At 58.3% G+C, this 19662-nt stretch carries 13 protein-coding genes; 9 read left to right on the forward strand and 4 right to left on the reverse strand.

Annotated features, from left to right (window positions below):
- Window positions 1–297 precede the first annotated feature (297 nt).
- A complete protein-coding gene (locus SH661x_RS07075; protein ID WP_437229390.1) occupies window positions 298–1032 on the reverse strand; it encodes a hypothetical protein in 735 nt (244 codons plus the stop codon).
- Between the two features lie 409 nt (window positions 1033–1441).
- Between SH661x_RS07075 and SH661x_RS07080 the strand changes: the two genes are divergently transcribed.
- From SH661x_RS07080 to SH661x_RS07095, 4 genes are all read left to right on the forward strand, one after another.
- A complete protein-coding gene (locus SH661x_RS07080; protein ID WP_437229392.1) occupies window positions 1442–2740 on the forward strand; it encodes a DNA-directed RNA polymerase subunit alpha C-terminal domain-containing protein in 1299 nt (432 codons plus the stop codon).
- Between the two features lie 238 nt (window positions 2741–2978).
- Window positions 2979–4112, forward strand: coding sequence for an aminofutalosine synthase MqnE (mqnE, locus tag SH661x_RS07085; protein ID WP_437229394.1), 1134 nt, complete (start codon window positions 2979–2981; stop codon window positions 4110–4112).
- 65 nt (window positions 4113–4177) lie between these two features.
- Window positions 4178–4765, forward strand: a complete 588-nt coding sequence (locus SH661x_RS07090) for a LutC/YkgG family protein (protein WP_437229396.1) — start codon at window positions 4178–4180, stop codon at window positions 4763–4765.
- A gap of 183 nt (window positions 4766–4948) precedes the next feature.
- On the forward strand, window positions 4949–6100 hold the full coding sequence (locus SH661x_RS07095; protein ID WP_437229397.1) for an aminotransferase class V-fold PLP-dependent enzyme: 1152 nt from the start codon (window positions 4949–4951) through the stop codon (window positions 6098–6100).
- 308 nt (window positions 6101–6408) lie between these two features.
- Here SH661x_RS07095 and SH661x_RS07100 read toward each other — a convergent pair whose 3' ends face one another.
- Together SH661x_RS07100 and ligA are read right to left on the reverse strand one after the other, a co-directional pair.
- Window positions 6409–7272 (reverse strand): NAD(P)H-hydrate dehydratase, encoded by an 864-nt coding sequence (locus tag SH661x_RS07100; protein WP_437229399.1) that lies wholly within the window; start codon window positions 7270–7272, stop codon window positions 6409–6411.
- 212 nt (window positions 7273–7484) lie between these two features.
- Entirely contained in the window at window positions 7485–9524 is a 2040-nt protein-coding gene (gene ligA / locus SH661x_RS07105) for an NAD-dependent DNA ligase LigA (RefSeq protein ID WP_437229401.1), read from the reverse strand.
- A 186-nt stretch (window positions 9525–9710) separates the two neighbouring features.
- Here ligA and SH661x_RS07110 point away from each other — a divergent pair, with 186 nt between their 5' ends.
- Window positions 9711–10532: a ParA family protein gene (locus SH661x_RS07110; RefSeq protein WP_437229403.1), complete on the forward strand. Its 822-nt coding sequence runs from the start codon at window positions 9711–9713 to the stop codon at window positions 10530–10532.
- Between the two features lie 133 nt (window positions 10533–10665).
- Window positions 10666–11262, forward strand: coding sequence for a redoxin domain-containing protein (locus SH661x_RS07115; protein ID WP_437229405.1), 597 nt, complete (start codon window positions 10666–10668; stop codon window positions 11260–11262).
- A 78-nt stretch (window positions 11263–11340) separates the two neighbouring features.
- On the opposite strand, the gene SH661x_RS07120 is transcribed toward SH661x_RS07115, so the two are convergent.
- A complete protein-coding gene (locus SH661x_RS07120; RefSeq protein WP_437229407.1) occupies window positions 11341–13254 on the reverse strand; it encodes a redoxin domain-containing protein in 1914 nt (637 codons plus the stop codon).
- A gap of 129 nt (window positions 13255–13383) precedes the next feature.
- Between SH661x_RS07120 and SH661x_RS07125 the strand changes: the two genes are divergently transcribed.
- The 3 genes from SH661x_RS07125 to SH661x_RS07135 all read left to right on the forward strand — a co-directional run bounded on the left by SH661x_RS07125 (window position 13384) and on the right by SH661x_RS07135 (window position 19301).
- Window positions 13384–15444, forward strand: a complete 2061-nt coding sequence (locus SH661x_RS07125) for a TIM44-like domain-containing protein (RefSeq protein WP_437229409.1) — start codon at window positions 13384–13386, stop codon at window positions 15442–15444.
- A 155-nt stretch (window positions 15445–15599) separates the two neighbouring features.
- Window positions 15600–18227, forward strand: coding sequence for a DUF255 domain-containing protein (locus tag SH661x_RS07130; protein ID WP_437229411.1), 2628 nt, complete (start codon window positions 15600–15602; stop codon window positions 18225–18227).
- 399 nt (window positions 18228–18626) lie between these two features.
- Window positions 18627–19301: a 3-keto-disaccharide hydrolase gene (locus tag SH661x_RS07135; RefSeq protein ID WP_437229413.1), complete on the forward strand. Its 675-nt coding sequence runs from the start codon at window positions 18627–18629 to the stop codon at window positions 19299–19301.
- Window positions 19302–19662: the final 361 nt, after the last annotated feature.

Below are 19662 nucleotides of genomic sequence, written 5' to 3' on the forward strand. Positions count from 1 at the left end.
CCTGCCTCGAACTCGTGGCCCTGCGGGGGCAAAACCTCTATGAACTCGAGGCCGTTCATCAGGTTCTCACAGCTGCGTCTCAACTGTGAAGCGGGCAGATTTGTTACCGGTTCGTTAACAATTCATCTTATGGGGGCGAGTCACACCAGACAATGAAGATTTTCGGAGTTGCAGCTCTGCAATTGCGTTGTAACCCGCTGTCGACGACTCGTCTAGAGGCTGTCAAGACACATCAACAAGCACCGCTGCGTGTTGTCTCTCTCATTCTTCCTGAATGATCGTCATTTCACCGACTTTTCATGACCGGCAATGGTGCCCCCATTCGATCCGCTGCAGCAGGTGCGGTTTCATACGCCCGTCCGGCATGAACAGGGAAGGGGGGATCATTCCCACAGCGGCACTCTGAAGTAACCGGTGAACCGCGCCCCGGGTTACGTTGCGGATTCCACGGGAAGGGATCACGTGGCTGATTCCCTTGGCGACCAGCGGCCAGGCCACACTCTCCGCACACTGGCTGAGTTCTCGAAACTCCTTGGCGCGCTCCATGTCTGTCGCAAAATGTTCGTGATCCGGAAAGCGGCTGATCAGGAAATCTCCCCAGTGATCGAGCCGGCGAAGGAGCTTCCCGGTGCGTGTCGCTGCCGCGGGGGACTGTTCCCGGGCACCAAGTTCTTCAATGATCAATTCGAACTGATGTTGATGCTCGTCCCATGCGGATTTTGCATTGGTCAGCGCCGCCATGACGCGGATCAGCAGTCGACTGGCCAGAATCTCTTCCACCAGCTCGCCTGAAATCCCTTCGATCGCCCCTCGTAAGGAGAGGTGAACTTCTTTTGACCAGAGATATTCCAGGTACTTGACCTGTTTCCAGAAGGTTATCCGGCCGTTTTCCGTCTCTTCTTTGGGGGAATGGACGCTCACGTTTCCAACCCGTGAGACAAGAACGGCAATTTCCAGGTGATCGCGCAGGGTCATAGCCCGAGTGAACTTTCCGTATTCCTTGAGGAACTGCGTGTAAACCGACTCATCCACAGTCGTGCTGGAATCTTTGGCAAAAGGAGTGCCTGACGTGAGTTAGACCTTCCTGACGGGTTCCTGAAGTTTCTGTTGCTGTTCTCAACTTTCGCTGTAAGTTCCGTTGAGGACATTTGTTGCGAAAGGGTGCACGAGTTGAGGAATGCGTGGTTGTACCACCAATCCCCGAAGCTGTAACTGTCGGTTTTGGGCAACATGTTTCCTTTTAGAGACGTCTGCTGTGGCATCGCGACGAGGCGCTGCGGTCGCTGCGACTTTCAGGGGATCCGGAAGCCCTCCCTCGTCCGGGGAACTGCAGCGGACATTTGATCTCACCGCAACTCCTGTTACACTTGCGGTTTCGCGATCCGCTTGACTGGCCGATCTGGCTGGCTGAGCTTTTCCTGACCGGGTAGTTGACAGGCATATGCAGACACACAATTTTCTCGCGACTCTCCGTGACTCGTCGATCACCCAGGACGAGATCCGCTCGATGATGAACTCTGCCATGGGCCAGGGAGCCAGCGAGTTTCGCAAAGCGGTCGAACAGGTGAATCAGGAAGCTGAACAGAACCCCTCGCTGGCGGTGCGGGCCGGCATCGGTCTGTATCTGCTGGGACAGTCGGAAAAAGCCGAGAAGGCGCTGAGCGGTTGCAAGGAAGGGGTCGGTCGCTATTACCTGGCCCGTGCACTCTCTTCCCAGGGACGCTTTGAGCAGGCTGCCAAGGAATTCGAAGCCGCTGCCAAAGGGGGGTATCAGCCCACCGAATCGACTCTGCTGGCAGCCGGCTGTATCCGGAAGCTGGGACGGCTCGACGAAGCGGAAAAGATCATTCGCAGCACCGGTGGTGAAGGGGCCCGACTCGCGGAATACTCCTATCAGATGGGTTGCGTTCTCGCGGATCGTGGTGACAGCTTCGGAGCAATCGAGTACTTCGAACGTGCTGTCGACATGGACCCCAATCACCAGCGAGCCCTTTTCGCACTGGCCGTTCAGAACAGCCGTCACGGCGATGACGAAGAAGCCGTTCAGCTGTACGAACGCTGCCTCTCCCGACCGCCGTTCTACCTGGGGGCTCTGCTGAATCTCGGACTTCTCTACGAAGACCGTGAGAACTACGGCGCCGCTCAGTACTGCTTCGAACGGGTCCTGAAATACGATCCAACCAACGAACGTGCCCGGCTGTATCTGAAAGATATCGAAGCCACGGGCGACATGTACTACGACGAGGATTCGCTCAAGCAGCAGCAGCGTCTCGAGCAGCTGCTCAGCCGTCCGGTCACCGATTTCGAACTCTCTGTCCGCAGCCGGAACTGTCTGGCGACGATGGGAATCGAAACACTCGGCGACCTGACCCGGATCAGCGAGCAGGAACTTCTCTCCGGCAAGAACTTCGGAGAAACGTCGCTGACGGAAGTCCGCGACCTGATGCGGCAGCACAATCTGTCGCTCGGGCAGTTCCAGCACGAGAAAGCACGCGAGCCTTCCTTCGACTCCCGCGACCTGTCGCCGGAAGAACAGGTCAAGCTCATGCTGCCGGTCAGCGAACTCAACCTGTCGGTTCGTTCCCGCAAGTGTATGACCCGACTGGGCATCGCCACGATCGGCGAACTGGTCTCCCGTACTCCCGACGAACTGCTGGCCGCGAAGAACTTCGGTGTGACCTCACTGAACGAAATTCGCGACAAGCTGGGCGAAATGGGCATCAAGCTGCGAAACGACTGATCAGGTCGTTGCCAGAATTACTGGCTCTGGCCGCACCACCGAGTGCGGCCAGAGCGTTTTTGAATCGGTGTTCAGTGTTCCGCAGGCGGCGAAGCTGATTCGCCTGCACACGGTAGTGCAAACTGCTTGAAATCATTGAAATCGAGAGGGCGGGCCCCGTTTTCGGTTATTCCCGGACCGGATCTGCGGAGATCTCACTCGGGCATTCCATGACTTGAGCGTTGTCAGCAGACCTTTCATGAATCTTTTGATCAGCGACCCGAAACTTCGCGATATTGCAGAACGAGTCGACGCCGAAGAGCGGCTTTCGTTTGAAGACGGGATTTATCTCGATCGCCATGCAGACCTGTTGACCCTGGGCAGCCTCGCCCATCAGGTGCGTCAACGCCGGCACGGGAACATTGCCTACTACAACACGAACGTTCATCTGAACCCCACGAACGTCTGTGTTTACCGCTGCACCTTCTGTGCGTTTCGTTCTGACCTGCGGGCAGAGAAAAGCTACGTCTTCACGGACGAAATGATCCGCGAGCGGGTGCTGGAAGCCAAGTCCCGGGGAGCCACCGAAATTCATGTCGTCGGCGGCTTGCACCACCTGAAGAAGTTCGACTGGTACGTGAATGTCGTCCGGGTCATTCATGAAACATGGCCGGAAATCCACATCAAGGCCTGGACCGGAGTGGAGATCAGCTGGTTCGCCCATCTGACGAAGAAGCCCTACAGCTGGATTCTCCAGCAGATGATGGATGTCGGTTTGGGGAGTCTTCCCGGCGGAGGGGCCGAGATCTTTGATCCCGTCGTCCGGGCGCAGATCTGCGAACACAAAGCCGATTCACAAAGCTGGCTGGACATTCACCGTGCCGCTCACGAACTGGGCCTGCGGTCCAATGCTACCATGCTGTATGGACACGTGGAGGCAGCGGAACAGCGGATCGATCACCTGTTGAAGCTGCGAGACCTGCAGGACGACACAGGCGGGTTCCAGACGTTCATTCCGCTCTCATTCCATCCCGACCATACCGGCATGTCGCATATCCCCAAGCCAACCGCTCAGATGGATCTGCGGATGATGGCATTGTCGCGATTGATGCTCGATAACTTCGACCACATCAAAGCGTACTGGATTATGCTGGGCGAGCAGACAGCACAAGTCGCGTTGAACTTCGGTGCCGACGATCTGGACGGGACCGTGGTGCACGAATTGATTTACCACGATGCCGGTGCGAAGACTCCCGAAGGTCTGACCGTGGCCGAGTTGCACAGGCTGATTCGTGAAGCGGGATGTGAACCTGTTGAACGGGATACTCTCTACCGTCGCGTGCTGCGATCGGGGGCTGAGTGGCGGATCGGTGAGCCGGTCCTCGTCTCCTGAGTTTTCATCCGCATCGGTCTCACAGGCGGTTCGATCACAATTCAGAAGAAACTCGCAGATACTCCATGAGTTCCCGCAACGACATTCTTCGCTCCATCCGCCGCCATCTTCCGCAGTCGACTCCGCTTCCGGAGGACGGGGGGAACTGGATTCGTTTCGACGATCCGGTGCTGCAGTTTTCACAGGTTCTGGAGTCTGTCGGCGGCGACTGCTACATCGTCGAGAGCGTGGCCGATATTGGACCGATGCTCGAAGGGCTGGCGGGAAGCCATCAACGGGTCATCTGCGGTGTTCCGGGCCTGCTGGGACCGGTTTTCGATTTTGCGTCCGTCGCTGATCCGCAGGATCTGGCGGATGTCGAACTGGCCATTCTCCCGGGAAAATTCGCAGTGGCGGAGAACGCCGCTGTCTGGGTTCAGACCGACAGTCCAGCACAGCGGACGCTCTACTACATCGCTCAGCATCTGGTGCTGGTCGTTCCGCACGCCGAGATCGTTCATAATCTCCCCGAAGCGTATGAGCGAATCGACCCTGTTTTAACACAGTATGGCTGCTTCATCTCCGGCCCCTCCAAGACCGCCGATATCGAGCAGTCGCTGGTCAAAGGGGCACACGGAGCCAGGACACTGCGAGTCTTTCTTGTGCGAGAGTGACGTCGAGAGCTGAGAGTCCAGAGCTGAAGATCTCGATGGGACAGACCAGAGTCTGTGGTTGATATTTCTGAATTCTCCGCGATTTCGTCTGAGCGCTCGCAGCTTGCTCTGAAAAAGTGATCTGTCCGACTAGAATCCACTCTGGACTCTCGACTCTGGACTCTCGACTCCCCCCCCCCCTCAATGCCCCGTATTTATCTCGACAACGCGGCGACCAGCTATCCGAAGCCGGAAGCGGTGTATGCTGCGGTCGATCGATATCAACGCGAACTCGGCACAGCGGTAGGACGAGGTTCCACCCGTGCCAGCGGAGACGTTCAGCGGATCGTCGATCAAGGCCGGCTGCAGGCGGCGCGAATGTTCGGTGCAACAGGGCCTCAGCAGGTGATCTTCACGCTGAACGGAACGGACTCCCTGAACCTCGCCATCCAGGGACTGCTACGCGAAGGCGACCGGGCGATCACAACGGTCTGGGATCACAATTCCGTGCTGCGCCCGCTGCGGGAACTGGAAACCAGCCGCGGCATCGAGACCCAGATCATCCCCGCCGACAAGTCCGGGGGAGTCGATCTGGAACTGCTCGAGCAGGCGTTGAAAGTTTCGACCCGTCTGGTGGTGGTGACGCACGCCTCCAACGTGACCGGGATCGTTCAGCCTGTCAGAGAGATTGCCCGTTTGGCTCACTCTGCTGGAGCCTTGGTCTTGCTGGATGCGGCACAGACTGCGGGGCATCTGCCGGTGAATCTCGGCGAGTTCGACGTCGATCTGATCGCCTGTCCGGGGCACAAGGGGCTGCTGGGGCCGCTGGGGACCGGGATGCTCGTGCTGGCGGATGGTGTCCATTCCCAGCTGCAACCCCTTCGTTTCGGCGGGACCGGGACGACCAGTGAATCCAGCCGGCAGCCGGAGACGCTCCCGGAGAAATTCGAATCGGGCAATCTGAACGCCCCCGGTCTGGTGGGGTTGGCTGCTGCCCTGGAATGGCGAAAGTCACATTCGACACAAGAGCATGAAACCGGCCTGGTCCGTCTGCTGATTGAAGGGCTGGAGCAGCTTCCCCATGTGCAGGTTCATCTGGGAGAGAAAGAACGTCCACGGGTGGGAGTGGTCAGTTTTTCCATCGACCGCATGCTGCCACAGGTGGTCTCGACGCTGCTGGATCAGCATTTCCAGATCGAGTCCCGTGCGGGGCTGCACTGCGCTCCGTTGGCGCATGAGACGCTGGGAACGCTGGAGCAGGGGGGAACCGTCCGGCTCAGTCCCGGCCGGTTCACGACAGAGGCTGAAATCGACCTGGCGCTGGAAGCCCTCGCTCAGATCGTGGCTGCGCTGTAGGCCGCGATGATGCGAAGGGGGATGGTCACCACGGAGACACGGAGTCACGGAGAATGACATGAGGTGGTTTCAGAACTGGGAGGGCGAGGCTCCTGACGAGCCTCAAACCAGTGAGCGCATGGTCCTTTATGCGGCTCAGCAGGAGCTTCGCCCTCCCGAATCGCGATCACAAAGGGTTATGAAACCAGCTCATCTCAAGTGATCAGTGCAGCATGTTCATTCGTCGAAATGCTCTTGAGTGGAAGGTGATTCTTTTCTACCTCTCTGTGTCTCCGTGCCTCCGTGGTTCAAAACCATCTTCAATTCCCTCACGACTGCACTGACAGCCACGCGCGGCCCAGATACTTGGCGAGGTCCGAAGCAATCAGGCCGGGTTGCGAGAGTTCCGCTGCAGCGAGGTCGCCTGCACGACCGTGAAGGAACACGGCAAACTGTGCTGCCTGGAAAGGGGCCATCTTCTGTGCGAGCAGGGCAGTGGTCAGGCCGGTCAGGACATCGCCTGTTCCTCCCGTCGACATGCCGCTGTTGCCCGTCGTGTTGGTGTAGACCTGTGTGCCATCGGTGACGATTGTCCCCTGGCCTTTCAGTACCAGGACGACGTCATTCTCGGCAGCGAACTTCACAGCCAGTTCTTCCCGACGTGGTTGGACGGTCGCAATGTCACTGTCGATCAGACGGGCAAATTCTCCCGGGTGAGGAGTCAGAATGCGCGGGCCAGCGTGCTTCCTGATGGCTTCGGTGTTCTCCGAGAGGCAGTTCAGCGCATCAGCATCGACAACCAGCGGAATCTCCGCGTCGGCGTAGACGCTTTGAACGACGGCGCGGGCGTGTTTGTGGGTCCCAAGGCCCGGGCCGATGGCGCACGCGCTCTTGCCGTCAATCGCTGCCCACACTTCACCCAGCGAAGCAGGCCCGAGTTCACCGTTTCGATCCACGTCCAGCGGAACGGTCAGGTACGACGGTTCGATGGCAGCGACGATCGGCAGAATCGAAGAGGGGACAGCCACATAGACGAGCCCGGCCCCGCCCCGCAGTGCCCCCAGCCCGGACAACGCGGCAGCTCCGCTCATCCCCGGGCTGCCTGCAACGATCAGCACCCGTCCGAACGTCCCCTTGTGGGAATCCCCCGGACGGGTCGGAATGTGCGGCAGAGTGGTCACACGCTGGATCATGGTGGAGTGGCCTGAAGAGTGAAAAAGTTTTAACCACGGAAGGCACGGAACTCACGGAAAAACTCAAATCGCATCGGTACTGAGTTCGAATGGAGCGGTTTTTTGCTGGCAGTTTTCCGACTCATCACATTCAACGCTTATCACAAAACACCACGACGCGTACTTTCTTTTCTCTTTCCGAGTCTTCCGTGCCTTCCGTGGTTAAAGTCTTTTTATCGGTTGTTGATCAGCTTTAGAAATTCGTCTTCGCTGATGACTTTGACTCCGAGCTTTTCGGCTTTCTCCAGCTTGCTTCCCGCCTTTTCTCCGGCGATGAGGTAGTCGGTCTTGCTGGAGACGCTGCTGCCGGGCTTTCCTCCCGCTGCGTGGATCATCTCGTGAATCTCATCGCGGGTATGTTTGGCGAGTGTTCCCGTGACGACGAGGGTTTTACCGATCAGCGGCTGGTCGGCTGTCGGTTCCTGTGGAGGTCTGTCGACCACGGGAGACCCGAAGTTCAGGCCGCGTTCCCGCAACTCTTCGACAATCTTTCGGCCGGCGTCTGAATGGAAGAAAGCGTGGATCGAATTGGCGATGACCGGCCCGATCTCCGGAACCGCGGAGAGGTCTTCGACACTCTGCTCGCAGATCTTGTCGAGAGTCCCAAAGGTGTCGGCCAGTAACCGGGCACTCGTGGAACCGACATGACGAATATTCAGGGCGGTGAGGAGCCGCCAGAGCGGCTGTGATTTGGAGGCTTCGATCCCTTGAAGGAGATGATCAGCGGACTTTTCCCCCATCCGTTCGAGGCTGATGATCTGGTCCCGCTTGTCTTTGAGGCGATAGATATCGGCGAAGCTGGTGAGGAGGCCGTTGTCGATGAGCTGTTCGACAATCTTGATTCCCATGCCGTCGATTTCCATAGCCTGTCGGGAGCCAAAGAATCGCAGACTTTCCCGAAGCTGGGCAGGGCAGGCGGGGTTCAGGCAGCGGACATAAACGCCCCCCTGATCCTGCATCACTTCGGAACCGCACTCCGGGCAGGTGGTCGGAAAATGAAACTCCCGCTCCGTACCGTTTCGCAGATGTTCCTCGACCCGGACTACATGAGGAATGACCTTGCCCGCCTTCTCGACGATGATCCAGTCGCCGACTTTCAGTCCCAGTCGGGCGATTTCATCGCGGTTATGCAGGCTTGTCCGGGAGATGGTCGAACCCGCGATCAGGACCGGTTTCAGATGCGCCAGCGGAGTCAGAGTTCCGGTCTTTCCCACGCTGATTTCGATTGACTCCACTTGGGTCAGCGCTTCGTATTTTTCCCATTTGTAGGCGATCAGCCAGCGAGGGCTTTTAGACGTATTGCCCAGCTCCTGCCGCTGGTCGAACGTATTGACCTTCACGACCAGACCATCGACCTCCACTTCCAGCTCGTGGATTGACTCCATCATCTTCTGGCAGAGTTCCAGTGTTGCTTCGATCCCCAAACGTTTTTCGGCTCGAGGGGTGGTCGGCACTCCGGCAGAGCGGAGCCAGTGGAGAAACTCGATATGGTTTGTCGCTGGGATGCCTGTCAGATCGCCGACGCCGTGGGCGAGGAACCGCACCCGGCGGGCAGCACACAGTTTCGGATCGAGCAGCTTCATCGCCCCGGCGGTCGTATTCCGGGGATTCGCGTAGGGCTCTTCGTTGCGGGCAACCTGTTCGGCACGCAGATGGGCGAAGTCGGAATTGGAGATGTACGCTTCGCCGCGAATCTCCAGTCGCTCGGGAGGGGAATCGGTTTCCAGGCGGAGCGGAACGCCGCGGACCGTGCGGGCATTGCTGGTGACGTCGTCCCCGCGTCGCCCATCCCCGCGCGTGACCGCCTGCAGGAACATCCCGTTCTCATAGATCAACGAGAGAGCAACGCCGTCGATTTTATATTCGACCGCATACTCCACCTGTTCGACGCCGAGCAGCTTACGGACCCGGGCATCGAACTCGCGCAGCTCTTCCTCCGTGTAGACGTTGTCGATGGAGAGCATCGGCACGCGGTGTTCGATGGTCGAGAACCCGTCGATCGGCTCGCCGCCCACCTTGTGGGTCGGGCTGTCCGGGCTGTCGAGTTCGGGGTATTTCCGCTCGAGTTCCTCCAGCTCTTTGACGAGCTTGTCGTACTCGCCGTCGGAGATCTCGGTGCGGGCCTCGACGTAATACAACCTGTTGTGATAGTTGATCTTTTGTCGCAATTCGGCAACGCGGGCCACAATCGCAGCAGGAGGGTGGGAACTCATCTATCGGCACTTCTTGGAGCGAATTATACTCTGCGAATTGAACCACATTTTCCCCAGTGTAACAGTCCATCAGGAAAACTGGCGAGCCGGAGGCGTGTGTTTCCCCGATCAGGATGAATCGGGAAACGCGGTCGGTTTCTGCTTGCTGCTGATGTGACCACTTGAATTTCCGGACGAGGTTGCAGGATGCGGACGATCGCCGTCATGAATCAAAAGGGTGGGGTCGGCAAGACGACCTCCAGCGTGAACCTGGCTGCTGGACTGGCCCGACAGGGTCGGCGGGTGTGCCTGATCGATCTGGACCCGCAGGCACATGCTTCGCTGCATCTGGGAGTCGAAGTCGCCAGCGGCGTACACTCGATCTATCAGGTCTTCGCTGGTGCCCGAGGATTTCATGACATCACGCAGATGGTGAGCCCCAATCTGTGGCTGGCTCCTGCGGAACTGGATCTGGCTGCAACAGAACTGGAACTGGTCGACGCACAGGGTCGCGAATTCATTCTGCGAAACGCCCTGCAGGCTGCCAACGCCCAGGAAAAATTCGATTACATCATCATGGACTGTCCTCCGTCATTGGGGGTTCTGACGATCAATTCGCTGAGCTGCGCCACGGAAGTGTTCATTCCGCTGCAGCCGCACTTTTTCGCATTGCAGGGACTCTCCAAGCTGTTTGAAACGACAGCCCTGGTGAGCCGTAGACTCAACCGGGGTTTGAAGGTGACAGGGATCATGCTCTGTCTGTATGAAACCGGAACGCGACTGGCCGGGGACGTCACCGACGATCTCCTCCACTTCCTCAGCAGCAGCGACCCGCAGGCTCCCTGGGCGAGTGCCAAGGTCTTTCAGTCCCGCGTTCGCCGCAATATCAAACTCGCGGAAGCTCCCAGCCACGGCCAGTCGATCTTCGACTACGCTGCCGGTTCCTCAGGAGCCCAGGACTATTTCGGCATCGTGCAGGAAGTGATCGCTGCCGAAGCCGGGATGGTCGGCACGAAAGCCGCTGCGTAGGGAAGCACGAAATCCGAATCTCGAAACCCGAAACAAATCCCAAAACATAAATTCAAATTGAATTTGTCTTTTGTTTCGGATTTCGATTTTCGAGCTTCGGATTTCTCCCTGATGTGATTGCTACACTGGCGGCATGATCCCTCGTCGCCTGTTACTGCTCATCGCTGCCGGAATTGCCATCCTGACGCTGGTGGTGTTCCGTGAACGTCAGTTAGCGCACTGGCGCCGCACAGCTCCGCCGGTGCATGTGGCTCCGCGTCAGCTGGCCCCCCGTTTCCAGGTGGCGGATCATCATCGCCATGTGGTGAAGTTCGAGCGGTTTCTTGGTCGGCAGCGGGTTCTATTGCTGTTTTTCGATGCTGAGCTGGGGGCGGATCAAGATCCCTATGTGCAGGCACTGGTGAAGAACTTTGATGCCATTCAGAAGGCGGGCGTTGAAGTGATCGCCATCAGCGATGCCACTCCTTATGCGAATCTGGAAGCGGAGAAGAAGCTTGGCCGGGAGTTCCCGTTTCCGCTCCTGACCGATATCGACCTGAAGATCCCAGCGACCAGCCCGGTGCACCGGCTGTATGGACTCTACGATGTGAAGAAAGAAAAATCCCGCAACGGAATGTTTCTGATTGCCCGGGACGGCACGCTTCCTATCGGTCCGGATGGGAAGCCGTTGCCGGTGGAGGACGCGGATGAAGCGATTCGACAGATCAGTGCAGGGGACTGGCCGCGATAGCTGTGCTTTGAATGTCACAACAAGGAAAGTTGAGCTGCACACTTCAGGTGTGCAGCTCAACCGGCATTCTCATGCACGTTACTTCTTCAGAAGTTCCGGCACCAGTTTCTTCAGCTCATCGACGGTCCCGCTGGAGGAGGCGACAACGCCGTTGCGATCGACGATAAACATCGTCGGCAGGGAGATGACTCCGTACTCGATGGCCGGGCGGCTCTCCAGTGCTCCCTCTTCGTGCAGCTGTGGCCAGGTGACTTTGTAGTTCTGCAGGTACTGCTGAATCGGTCCTCCCGGTCCATCCAGATTCACGCCGATGATCTCAAACCCGTCTTTCTGATAGGTCTGATACAGCTGCTGAATCTGCGGAAGGTCTTCGGTACAGGGAGTACACCAGGTCGCCCAGAAGATCACCGCCAGAACTTTACCACGATACTTGGACGTATCGAGTTCGCTGCCGTTCAGAGCTTTGCCGGTGAGGACCAGCGGCTTGCCCTTCAGGTCAAGTCTTCGCAGCGCCCCTTGTGCCCGGGCAGCAGCCGGGGACTGCGGGTAGGCGGTCACCAGCTTCTGATACCACGCGGTTGCTTCCGGCACGCTACCGTTGAATTCATAGGTGATGGCCAGCTGCAGCATGGCATCTGCCGATTCTTCCGCCTTGGGATATTCCGTCACGAAGGTTTCGAGTGACTTCAGCCAGCTTTCCTGAATCTTGGCACGATCCGCGGTGGTGGCAGACTCCAGTTGCATGTTGTAGTCGACCAGCAGACGCTGGAAGACGGCAAATGCGAGCAGATCCGGGTCAGCCTTGGCGGCTCGCAGTTCCTGTTCGGCCTTCTTCAGTTCTTCCAGACCGTTGGGGAACGTTTTCATCTGGGTCGCGGCAGCGATCCCTTCGAGTCGGGTTCTCTGCCAGTTCATCTTTTCCTGATCGGTGGTGACTTCGTCGACCAGCTGGGCGAGAATCTGAGCCCGGGCAACGTTGTACTGGGTGATTTCTTCCAGGGTCGATTGAGCTGTCGGGGCCTTGTTGTCCAGAGCACCGAGCTGATCGATGAGTTCCTTCATCTTGGTGCTCATGCTCTGTGCGGTGGATGCTCCGCCGGTGAGGCTCGGCTGCAGGAGAATCCCGCCGCTGAGTTCAAAGCGTTCGCCTTCGAGCGGGTGTGGAACCTGAGTCACCTTCCAGGTATTGCCGACCCGGACCATCTCGCCGATCTGGACGAAACCGCTCGTTCCAGCGTTGTCGACGATGGCCATCACATTTTCATAGACCAGCAGGTCGGTCTTGGTTTTCCCCGGCTCAGCGGGGATGAGATTCGGCATCAGCATCGAGCAGTCGAAGCGGACCCACTGTGTTTTGGGGTTGATGATCTTCGTGCTTCCCAGCACGGTCCGGAACGTTTGTCCGGCTTCCTTGATGCGGGCGGCCAGCTTGGCTGCGGAGTCCCCCTGGATTCCCAGCGTCTGAATGTCTTCAGCATTGAGCATCACAGCGGCGAGTCGTTTTTCGTCCCGTTCCACCAGGGCCAGAATCGCTTCCCGGGACGCTTCTTCCGCGGAAATCATTTTCCACGAGTCGATCTTGTGATCTTCGTCGGTGTCGACCCCCCAGCGTGTCCCGGCGGTGTTGAGCCAGCGACTCTGGTCGATTTCGTTGTTGGCGTTGGTATCGAGGTCGCGATAGACCTCGAGTCCGTTTTTGTAGTACCGGAATTCGTCGACCCCACGGTCGCCGTTGGTGTCCATGAAGCGGCGGAGGATCTGGCCTTGCGGTCCGTACAGAACCCAGCCGGATCCGCCGTCGTTGCGTTCAACGTCGAGTTTGCAGTTGGGAATATCGGCAGCGGTCGGGGTGTCGATATCGATTCCCGGTTGGGAGGGTCGGTAGGCCAGAACGCTTTCAATTTTGACCTGGGCCTGGCCCGTGACAGCCATCCCCAACAGCAGAAAGGTTGAACAAACTGCGGTGCGGAACAAAGAGACCGATCGGGCCATCTGACTTTCACTCCCTGATGCACTTTTCTGCAGAGCCGAAATGATGGCTCTGGAAGGTTTTCCGAGGACGCTTTCCGTGCGTCTGCATTCTGCAAAGGGGCAATTCTAGAGAAACCTTTCGAACGCGTCATGGCCAATTCGGCAGGAATTGCCGATCGCCAGGAACCTACGGAAAGATTTCACTTCTCACAGATTCGCGGTAAATTCGATGGGATGAACACCTCGATCCATCGAAGATCTGCGTTTGAGTCTCGACGCTCGTGGCTGCGCTGGGGAGCAGGACTGCTGCTTCTGCTGATGATCGGCACCGCGCTGCCTCAACTGGCCTGGGGCCGCGCCGGAGGGGGCGAAAACTTCGGCGGTGGCGGAGGGGGAGGTGGCGGCGGTGGAGGTTTCGGAGGAGGGGGATTCAGCGGAGGGAGCGGTGGCTTCCGGGGAGGCGGTGGATACTCCGGCGGCGGGGGCGGCGGCGTTCCGCTCCCACCCCAGATCGCGATTCCGATTATCATCGTCATCATCGTCATCATCGTGCTGGTGATCATCAGCTCACATCACGCCCAGTATCAGCACGTCACCCGCACCATTCGCCGCGGTCGACAGCGGCAGAGCGAACGCGAACTCTCCGACGCGATCGCATTGATTCAACAGCGTGACCCCGAATTCTCACTGAACAGCTTTCTCGAACGGGGAAAAGTGGCATTCGGGAAAATCCAGACTGCCTGGAGTGAACAGGATCTTCAGGCCGTCCGTCCGTTTCTCAGCGACGGCATCTACGAAAGATTCTCCCTGCAGATCGGAATGCAGCAGGCGGACGGCTTTCGAAACGTCATGGAGCAGGTGCGGGTCGGCGCGATCGATGCCGCTGCCATTTATTGCACGGAACAGTTCGACACGCTGCATGTTCGCATTCAGGCATCGGCGACGGATTACAACGTCGACCTGAAGTCCGGTCGGAAGATCTCCGGGACCGAGCACTCGGGGCCGTTTGTGGAAATCTGGTCCTTCTGCCGAAGACCGGGTGCGAAATCGCTGAAGACTCAGGGAGCGATTGAAGGGAACTGCCCTCGCTGCGGAGCGGTATTGAAGGTGGTCGATCAGGCAAAGTGCGGCAGCTGCGGTGCTCAGGTTAACTCGGGCGAGTACGACTGGGTGCTGGCGGAGATCACCCAGGAATCCGAATGGCAGGTTCCCGAAGCTGAACAGCAGCTTCCGGGGGTTCCGGAACTGGTGGCCCGCGACCCCGGGTTCAATACCCAGCACATTGAAGATCGGGTCTCGGTGATGTTCTGGCGACTGCGAGCCGCGGAGTTTTATCGCGATTCGAAGTATGCCGAACCGGTACTGACGGCAGAGTGCCGTGAAGAGCTGCTGAAGTCCATGCGTTCGAATGCCCGCTACTGGAAGAATCCGGCGGTCGGTCAGGTCGACCTGCTCGATGTTCAGACGAATGAAGGAGGGCTTGATGAACTGCGGGCCATGGTCCGCTGGTCCGGGACACTGGTCGATCGAGCCTCCGGTCGGGAAACGGTTCTGAGAGAACAGACAATATACACCCAGATCTATCTGCTGGTTCGTGGTTCCGGGGTGCAGTCCAACCCCGCGGGGACGTTCACGTCAGCCGGGTGTCCAAGCTGCGGGGCTCCAATCAGCGTGAACGAGACCGGTTCGTGCACCTACTGCGGAGCCAGTTTGACGACCGGTCAGTTTGACTGGGTGCTGAAGAAAGTCGATCGATATACGCCGGAACTGGCTCACAGTCATGCCCGGGACGTCAGCGATGTGCGTGAACGGATTTCCAAAGTCATGCCCGAGGCGGGGGCCGAACTGCCATTGGCGATTCTGGCCAAGGTGATGCTGATCGATGGGGAACTCGCCCCCCGAGAACTTGCGGCGCTGCAGAAGATGGCGTCTCGACGGAACGTGACCTCCGAGCAGCTGGATCGCATTCTTCAGCAGGCTCAGGTCGAAGACCTTTCAATTCCAATTCCCACAACCCCTCAGCAGGCGATGTCGAATCTCGACCAGCTCATCCAGGCGGTCCTGGCAGACGGAGTGCTCAGCAGTCAGGAGACCGAACTGGTGAAACGCTACGCCCAGCGAGTCGGTCTCAGTGCAGCGGATGTGAGCACTTCGATCAATAAAGAGCGGGCGAGGGCCTATCAGGCAGCGCGACGGGAACTCAGCAGCTGAGCCGAAGTGAATGCACCGCCAGAGCCCGAAGCGTGAGCGATTTCAAATTCGAACCGGACTTTGAATTTGATTTACGCACCCGCAAACTCTGAAAAAGTTGCACCGAAGCACTATCATCGAGGGACTTCACTTCAAGCAAACGCGAAGGATGCGCAATGCTGCGGAAAGACCGAGACCTCGTCGCTTCGTTTTCAGGACGCTTCGCGTTTCTGCTGATGCTGGTGATTGCGACATCTTCAGCTCACGGGCAGATTCTCCCCGGGCCGAAGCCTCAAAGCTCGTCGAAGGATTTCGGCGGGAAGCAGAATCACCTGGCCCGCGAGGGGAGTCCCTACCTGAGGCAGCACGCCGACAACCCGGTCGAGTGGTATCCCTGGGGGCCGGAGGCTCTACAGAAAGCCCTGAAGGAAAACAAGCCGATCTTTCTTTCCATCGGCTACAGCACCTGCTTCTGGTGCCATGTCATGGAACGTCAGGTCTTTGAAAATAAAGAGATCGCGGCGTACATGAACGAACACTTTGTGAACATCAAGGTGGATCGGGAGGAGCGCCCGGATCTCGACGACGTCTATATGACCTCGCTGCAGGTCTATTTTCAGCTGGCCCGATCCTCACAGGGGGGAGGATGGCCGCTCTCCATGTTTCTGACCCCCGAAGGCCGGCCGATCGCGGGAGGAACCTACTTCCCGCCAGAAGAAATGCCGGGTCAGACCAGCTTTCCCACCGTCCTCAGGCAGATTCAGAACGCCTGGGCCACCCGCGAAAAGGACGTTCGGGCCACGGCCGATCTGATCACCCGGGAAGTCGCCCGGCTCTCAGCTCCCGCCGTCACGCTGACTCCTGTTCATCTCGGACCGGAGCTGGTCACCGCTGCAGTGGGGTCGGTTCAGCAGTCGTACGACCCGCAGGAAGGGGGGCTCGATTTCGATCCACAGGCTCCCGAGGGACCGAAGTTTCCCGTGCCGTGTCGACTGCAGTTGCTGCAGTCGCAGATCGGACGACCGTTGGCGGAAGGGGAAAAAGACTCTGCCGCGATGCTCGATCACACACTCACACGCATGGCGGCCGGGGGAATCCGGGATCACCTCGGTGGTGGGTTTCATCGGTACAGTACGGATCGAAGATGGCATGTGCCGCACTTCGAAAAGATGCTCTACGACAATGCTCAGCTGGCAGAGATTTATGCGGAAGCTTACCGTCGAACGGGCCGCGACCAGTACAAGCAGATCGCCGAAGAGATCTTCGGATTCGTCAAGCAGGAACTGACCGGCGCCAACGGTCAGTTCTATTCCGCTCTGGATGCCGAGACTGATGGGGTTGAAGGGGCGTATTATCTCTGGAGCAAGCCGGAGCTGGAAAAAGTGCTGTCAGCCAGCAATCTGCGTCTCTTCGCGACTGCTTACGGGACCGAAGTTCCCGGGGAGTCATCGGGAATTGTGTTGCGGATGCCCATGTCCTTCCCGGATACGGCCGAGACGCTCGGGCTGCCGATGGGAGAACTGGAGCTGCGTCTGGCAGAAATGCGCAAGCAGCTGCTTGAAGTGCGGAGGCAGCGGACTCCCCTTCGCAAGGATGATAAGGTCCTGACGGGGTGGAACGGCCTGATGATTCGAGCATACGCCCGGGCCGGACAGATCTTCAAACGGCAGGACTATCTGGACTCCGCCTCGAAAGCTGCTGTGTATCTGCTGGCTGAACACATGGACCCCAAAGGGGGCCTGCTTCGGACCGACGCGGGGCCCTCCGAGCAGCAGCCGGCGTTTCTGGAGGATTACGCATTCCTGATCAGCGGTTTGCTGGCGCTGTATGAGGCGACGCATGAAGACAAGTGGCTGAGTGCTGCCCGGCGTTTGATGGACGACCAGATCAGCGGGTTCTGGGACCAGAAACAGGGCGGGTTTTACTTCACCGCCAATCGTCAGGAGACGGTTCTCGCCCGGATCAAATCCGCCCGCGATAGCGAAATCCCATCGGGAAACAGTGTCAGTGCTCAGAATCTGGTTCGGCTCTCGCGCCTGAAGGGAGATGAAACGTACCGGAACTATGCCCAGAAGACGTTCGCCGCGTTCGGACAGCAGTTGCAGACCGACCCCAGCCAGTATCCGTACCTGGCGATGGCCCTGCAGGAATATCTGCACTGGTACGGAGCTCCCAAGTCTCAGGCTGCGGGCGACGGACTCTTCTCCGGAGGACTCTCACGCCCGGTTCGCGAGCCGGCCATGCCCAGCGGGAATAACCAGGCCCCTGCGAATTTCACATTCCCGGATCGCACAGGGACAGTTGCAGTCCTCACTGCGGCCGCGGGGGAAAATGGAAGTTCCCAGCACGTCATCGCCCGCGGTTTTCTCGACAAAGATGCGCTGACTCCCGGGGGCGAGTGTCGGTTCATCATTGAGGTTGTTGTCGAAAACGGTTGGCATCTGAATGCGAATCCCCCCAGCCCCGAGTTCGTCATTCCCCTGGAAGTCTCTGTGGCAGGCAATTCCGGAGTGCAGTTAAAGGATGTGAAGTATCCTGCTGGAAAAGCGTTTACGGTGAAGGGGATTGAGGAGTCCTTATCGGTTTACGAAGGGACTGTGCTCGTCTCGGGCGTCCTTGTGCTCCCGGAGATTGCAGCTGAGACGATCGCCCTGAATCTCGATGTCCAGCTGCAGACCTGCAATGAGCGAAACTGCCTTCCCCGATCGATCATGCGATTGTCGGGGTCGATTCCGGTCGCGACAGCGGAAAAGCCCGCCCAGCCGGTGAACGCGTCGATCTTCCAGAATTCGGAAGAAAAGTGATTCTGGGTTGACTGGGAAGTGTCGGTTGTTTCCCGGACGTGAATCATATTTGCGTGCAGTCCCCGGCCCAGCTAGCATTCTGGTGACCCGCTGATGGAGCAGTGCGGGTTCTCCTTGTTTCAGGGGCTATTTCGCAGCCAGAAACGCGTGAGTGGACGATTCCGAGATGAGCTCGGCAGGCAGGCCCCCTTGAGTCCGGTTTGCTCCAGAGTGTGCAGATGGTTGCCGCATTTCGCAGTATGAAAGTCCACTGACCGCGCAGCAAGACCCGTTTGAGCAAGCCGCATCCGGCGAGCTCGTCCCACAATCCAAAAGATTGCAATGCTCTTTGGCTGTCGACCTTTGATCGTGACGTGTTGCCTTCTCTGGATCGCGGGATTCATGGAGGCTGCGGATCCCGTGTCGACAGGGCTTGTGCCGCCAATGACGCAGCCGCCCAGTACGCTCACCCCTGATCTGCTTCTACATTCATCTTTTCCCGGGAATCACTGGCTGTTCGTGTCGGGCCGGAAAGACGCGACGATTTCCGAAACCTGGCGTCTGGGAGAAGATGAAGAGTCCGGCGGTCCCATTCTCATTTGCAAGGGGGAGCCGCACGGTTACCTGAGGACCCATGCCGTCTTTGCCAATTTCGATCTCGAGCTCGACTGGCGGTTTCCGAAAGATCCCAATGGGAACAGCGGAATCCTCCTGTTTACATCCGGGGACGACCGTGTCTGGCCAGCGTCCGTGCAGGTGCAGCTTCACCAGCCTGAACTGGGATCCACCTTTCCCGTGGGCGGGGCAAAGTCAGGCAACGAGCTGAAATCGATCGTCCCGCTGGCGAAACCGCTGAATCAGTGGAACCGCTGTGAAGTTCGCTGTCGCGGGGGGAACGTCACCGTGACGATCAACGGGCATCTGGTGGGTGAGATTTCTAACTGTCAGCCAGCCTCAGGGGCCATTGGACTGCAGAGCGAGGGTTCGGAAATCCATTTCCGAGCCATCTCGATCCGTGAAATCCCCATCGCCCAAGCTCAGGAGCTTCCTCTTCATTCACAGGTTGCGGACGAATCCCAGGACGGGGTTCGTTGATCTGCTGCACCTGCGGGAAGCCCAATTTCAATCTCGCACGCATGCGAGCGGGCAGACTCTGTTGCTGACCCAGACCAGAAAATAAAAACGCCCTTGGTCACAAGATCTCACGATCGGCGGCTCGTGGAAGAGTTGGCTGCAGAGTGGGTCAGGCTGCAAACTTGCCGATCATGGTCACTTGATCCCAAGGGCACTTGGTTGGGGTCGAGAAAAGAATGTGCAGGCGGTGTGCCAATGGCAAAAGAATTTTTGTGCAGTTTCAGCGCCGTCACTGAAAGTCTATTTGGCACAAAATGGTTACGTCTTCAGATTGGTTCTTGTGTTCAAAGATTGAAGAGGGTAGCTTGGGTTTTTCGGCGCA

This window comes from Planctomicrobium stercoris (genome assembly GCF_051465655.1).
Taxonomy (GTDB): domain Bacteria; phylum Planctomycetota; class Planctomycetia; order Planctomycetales; family Planctomycetaceae; genus Planctomicrobium.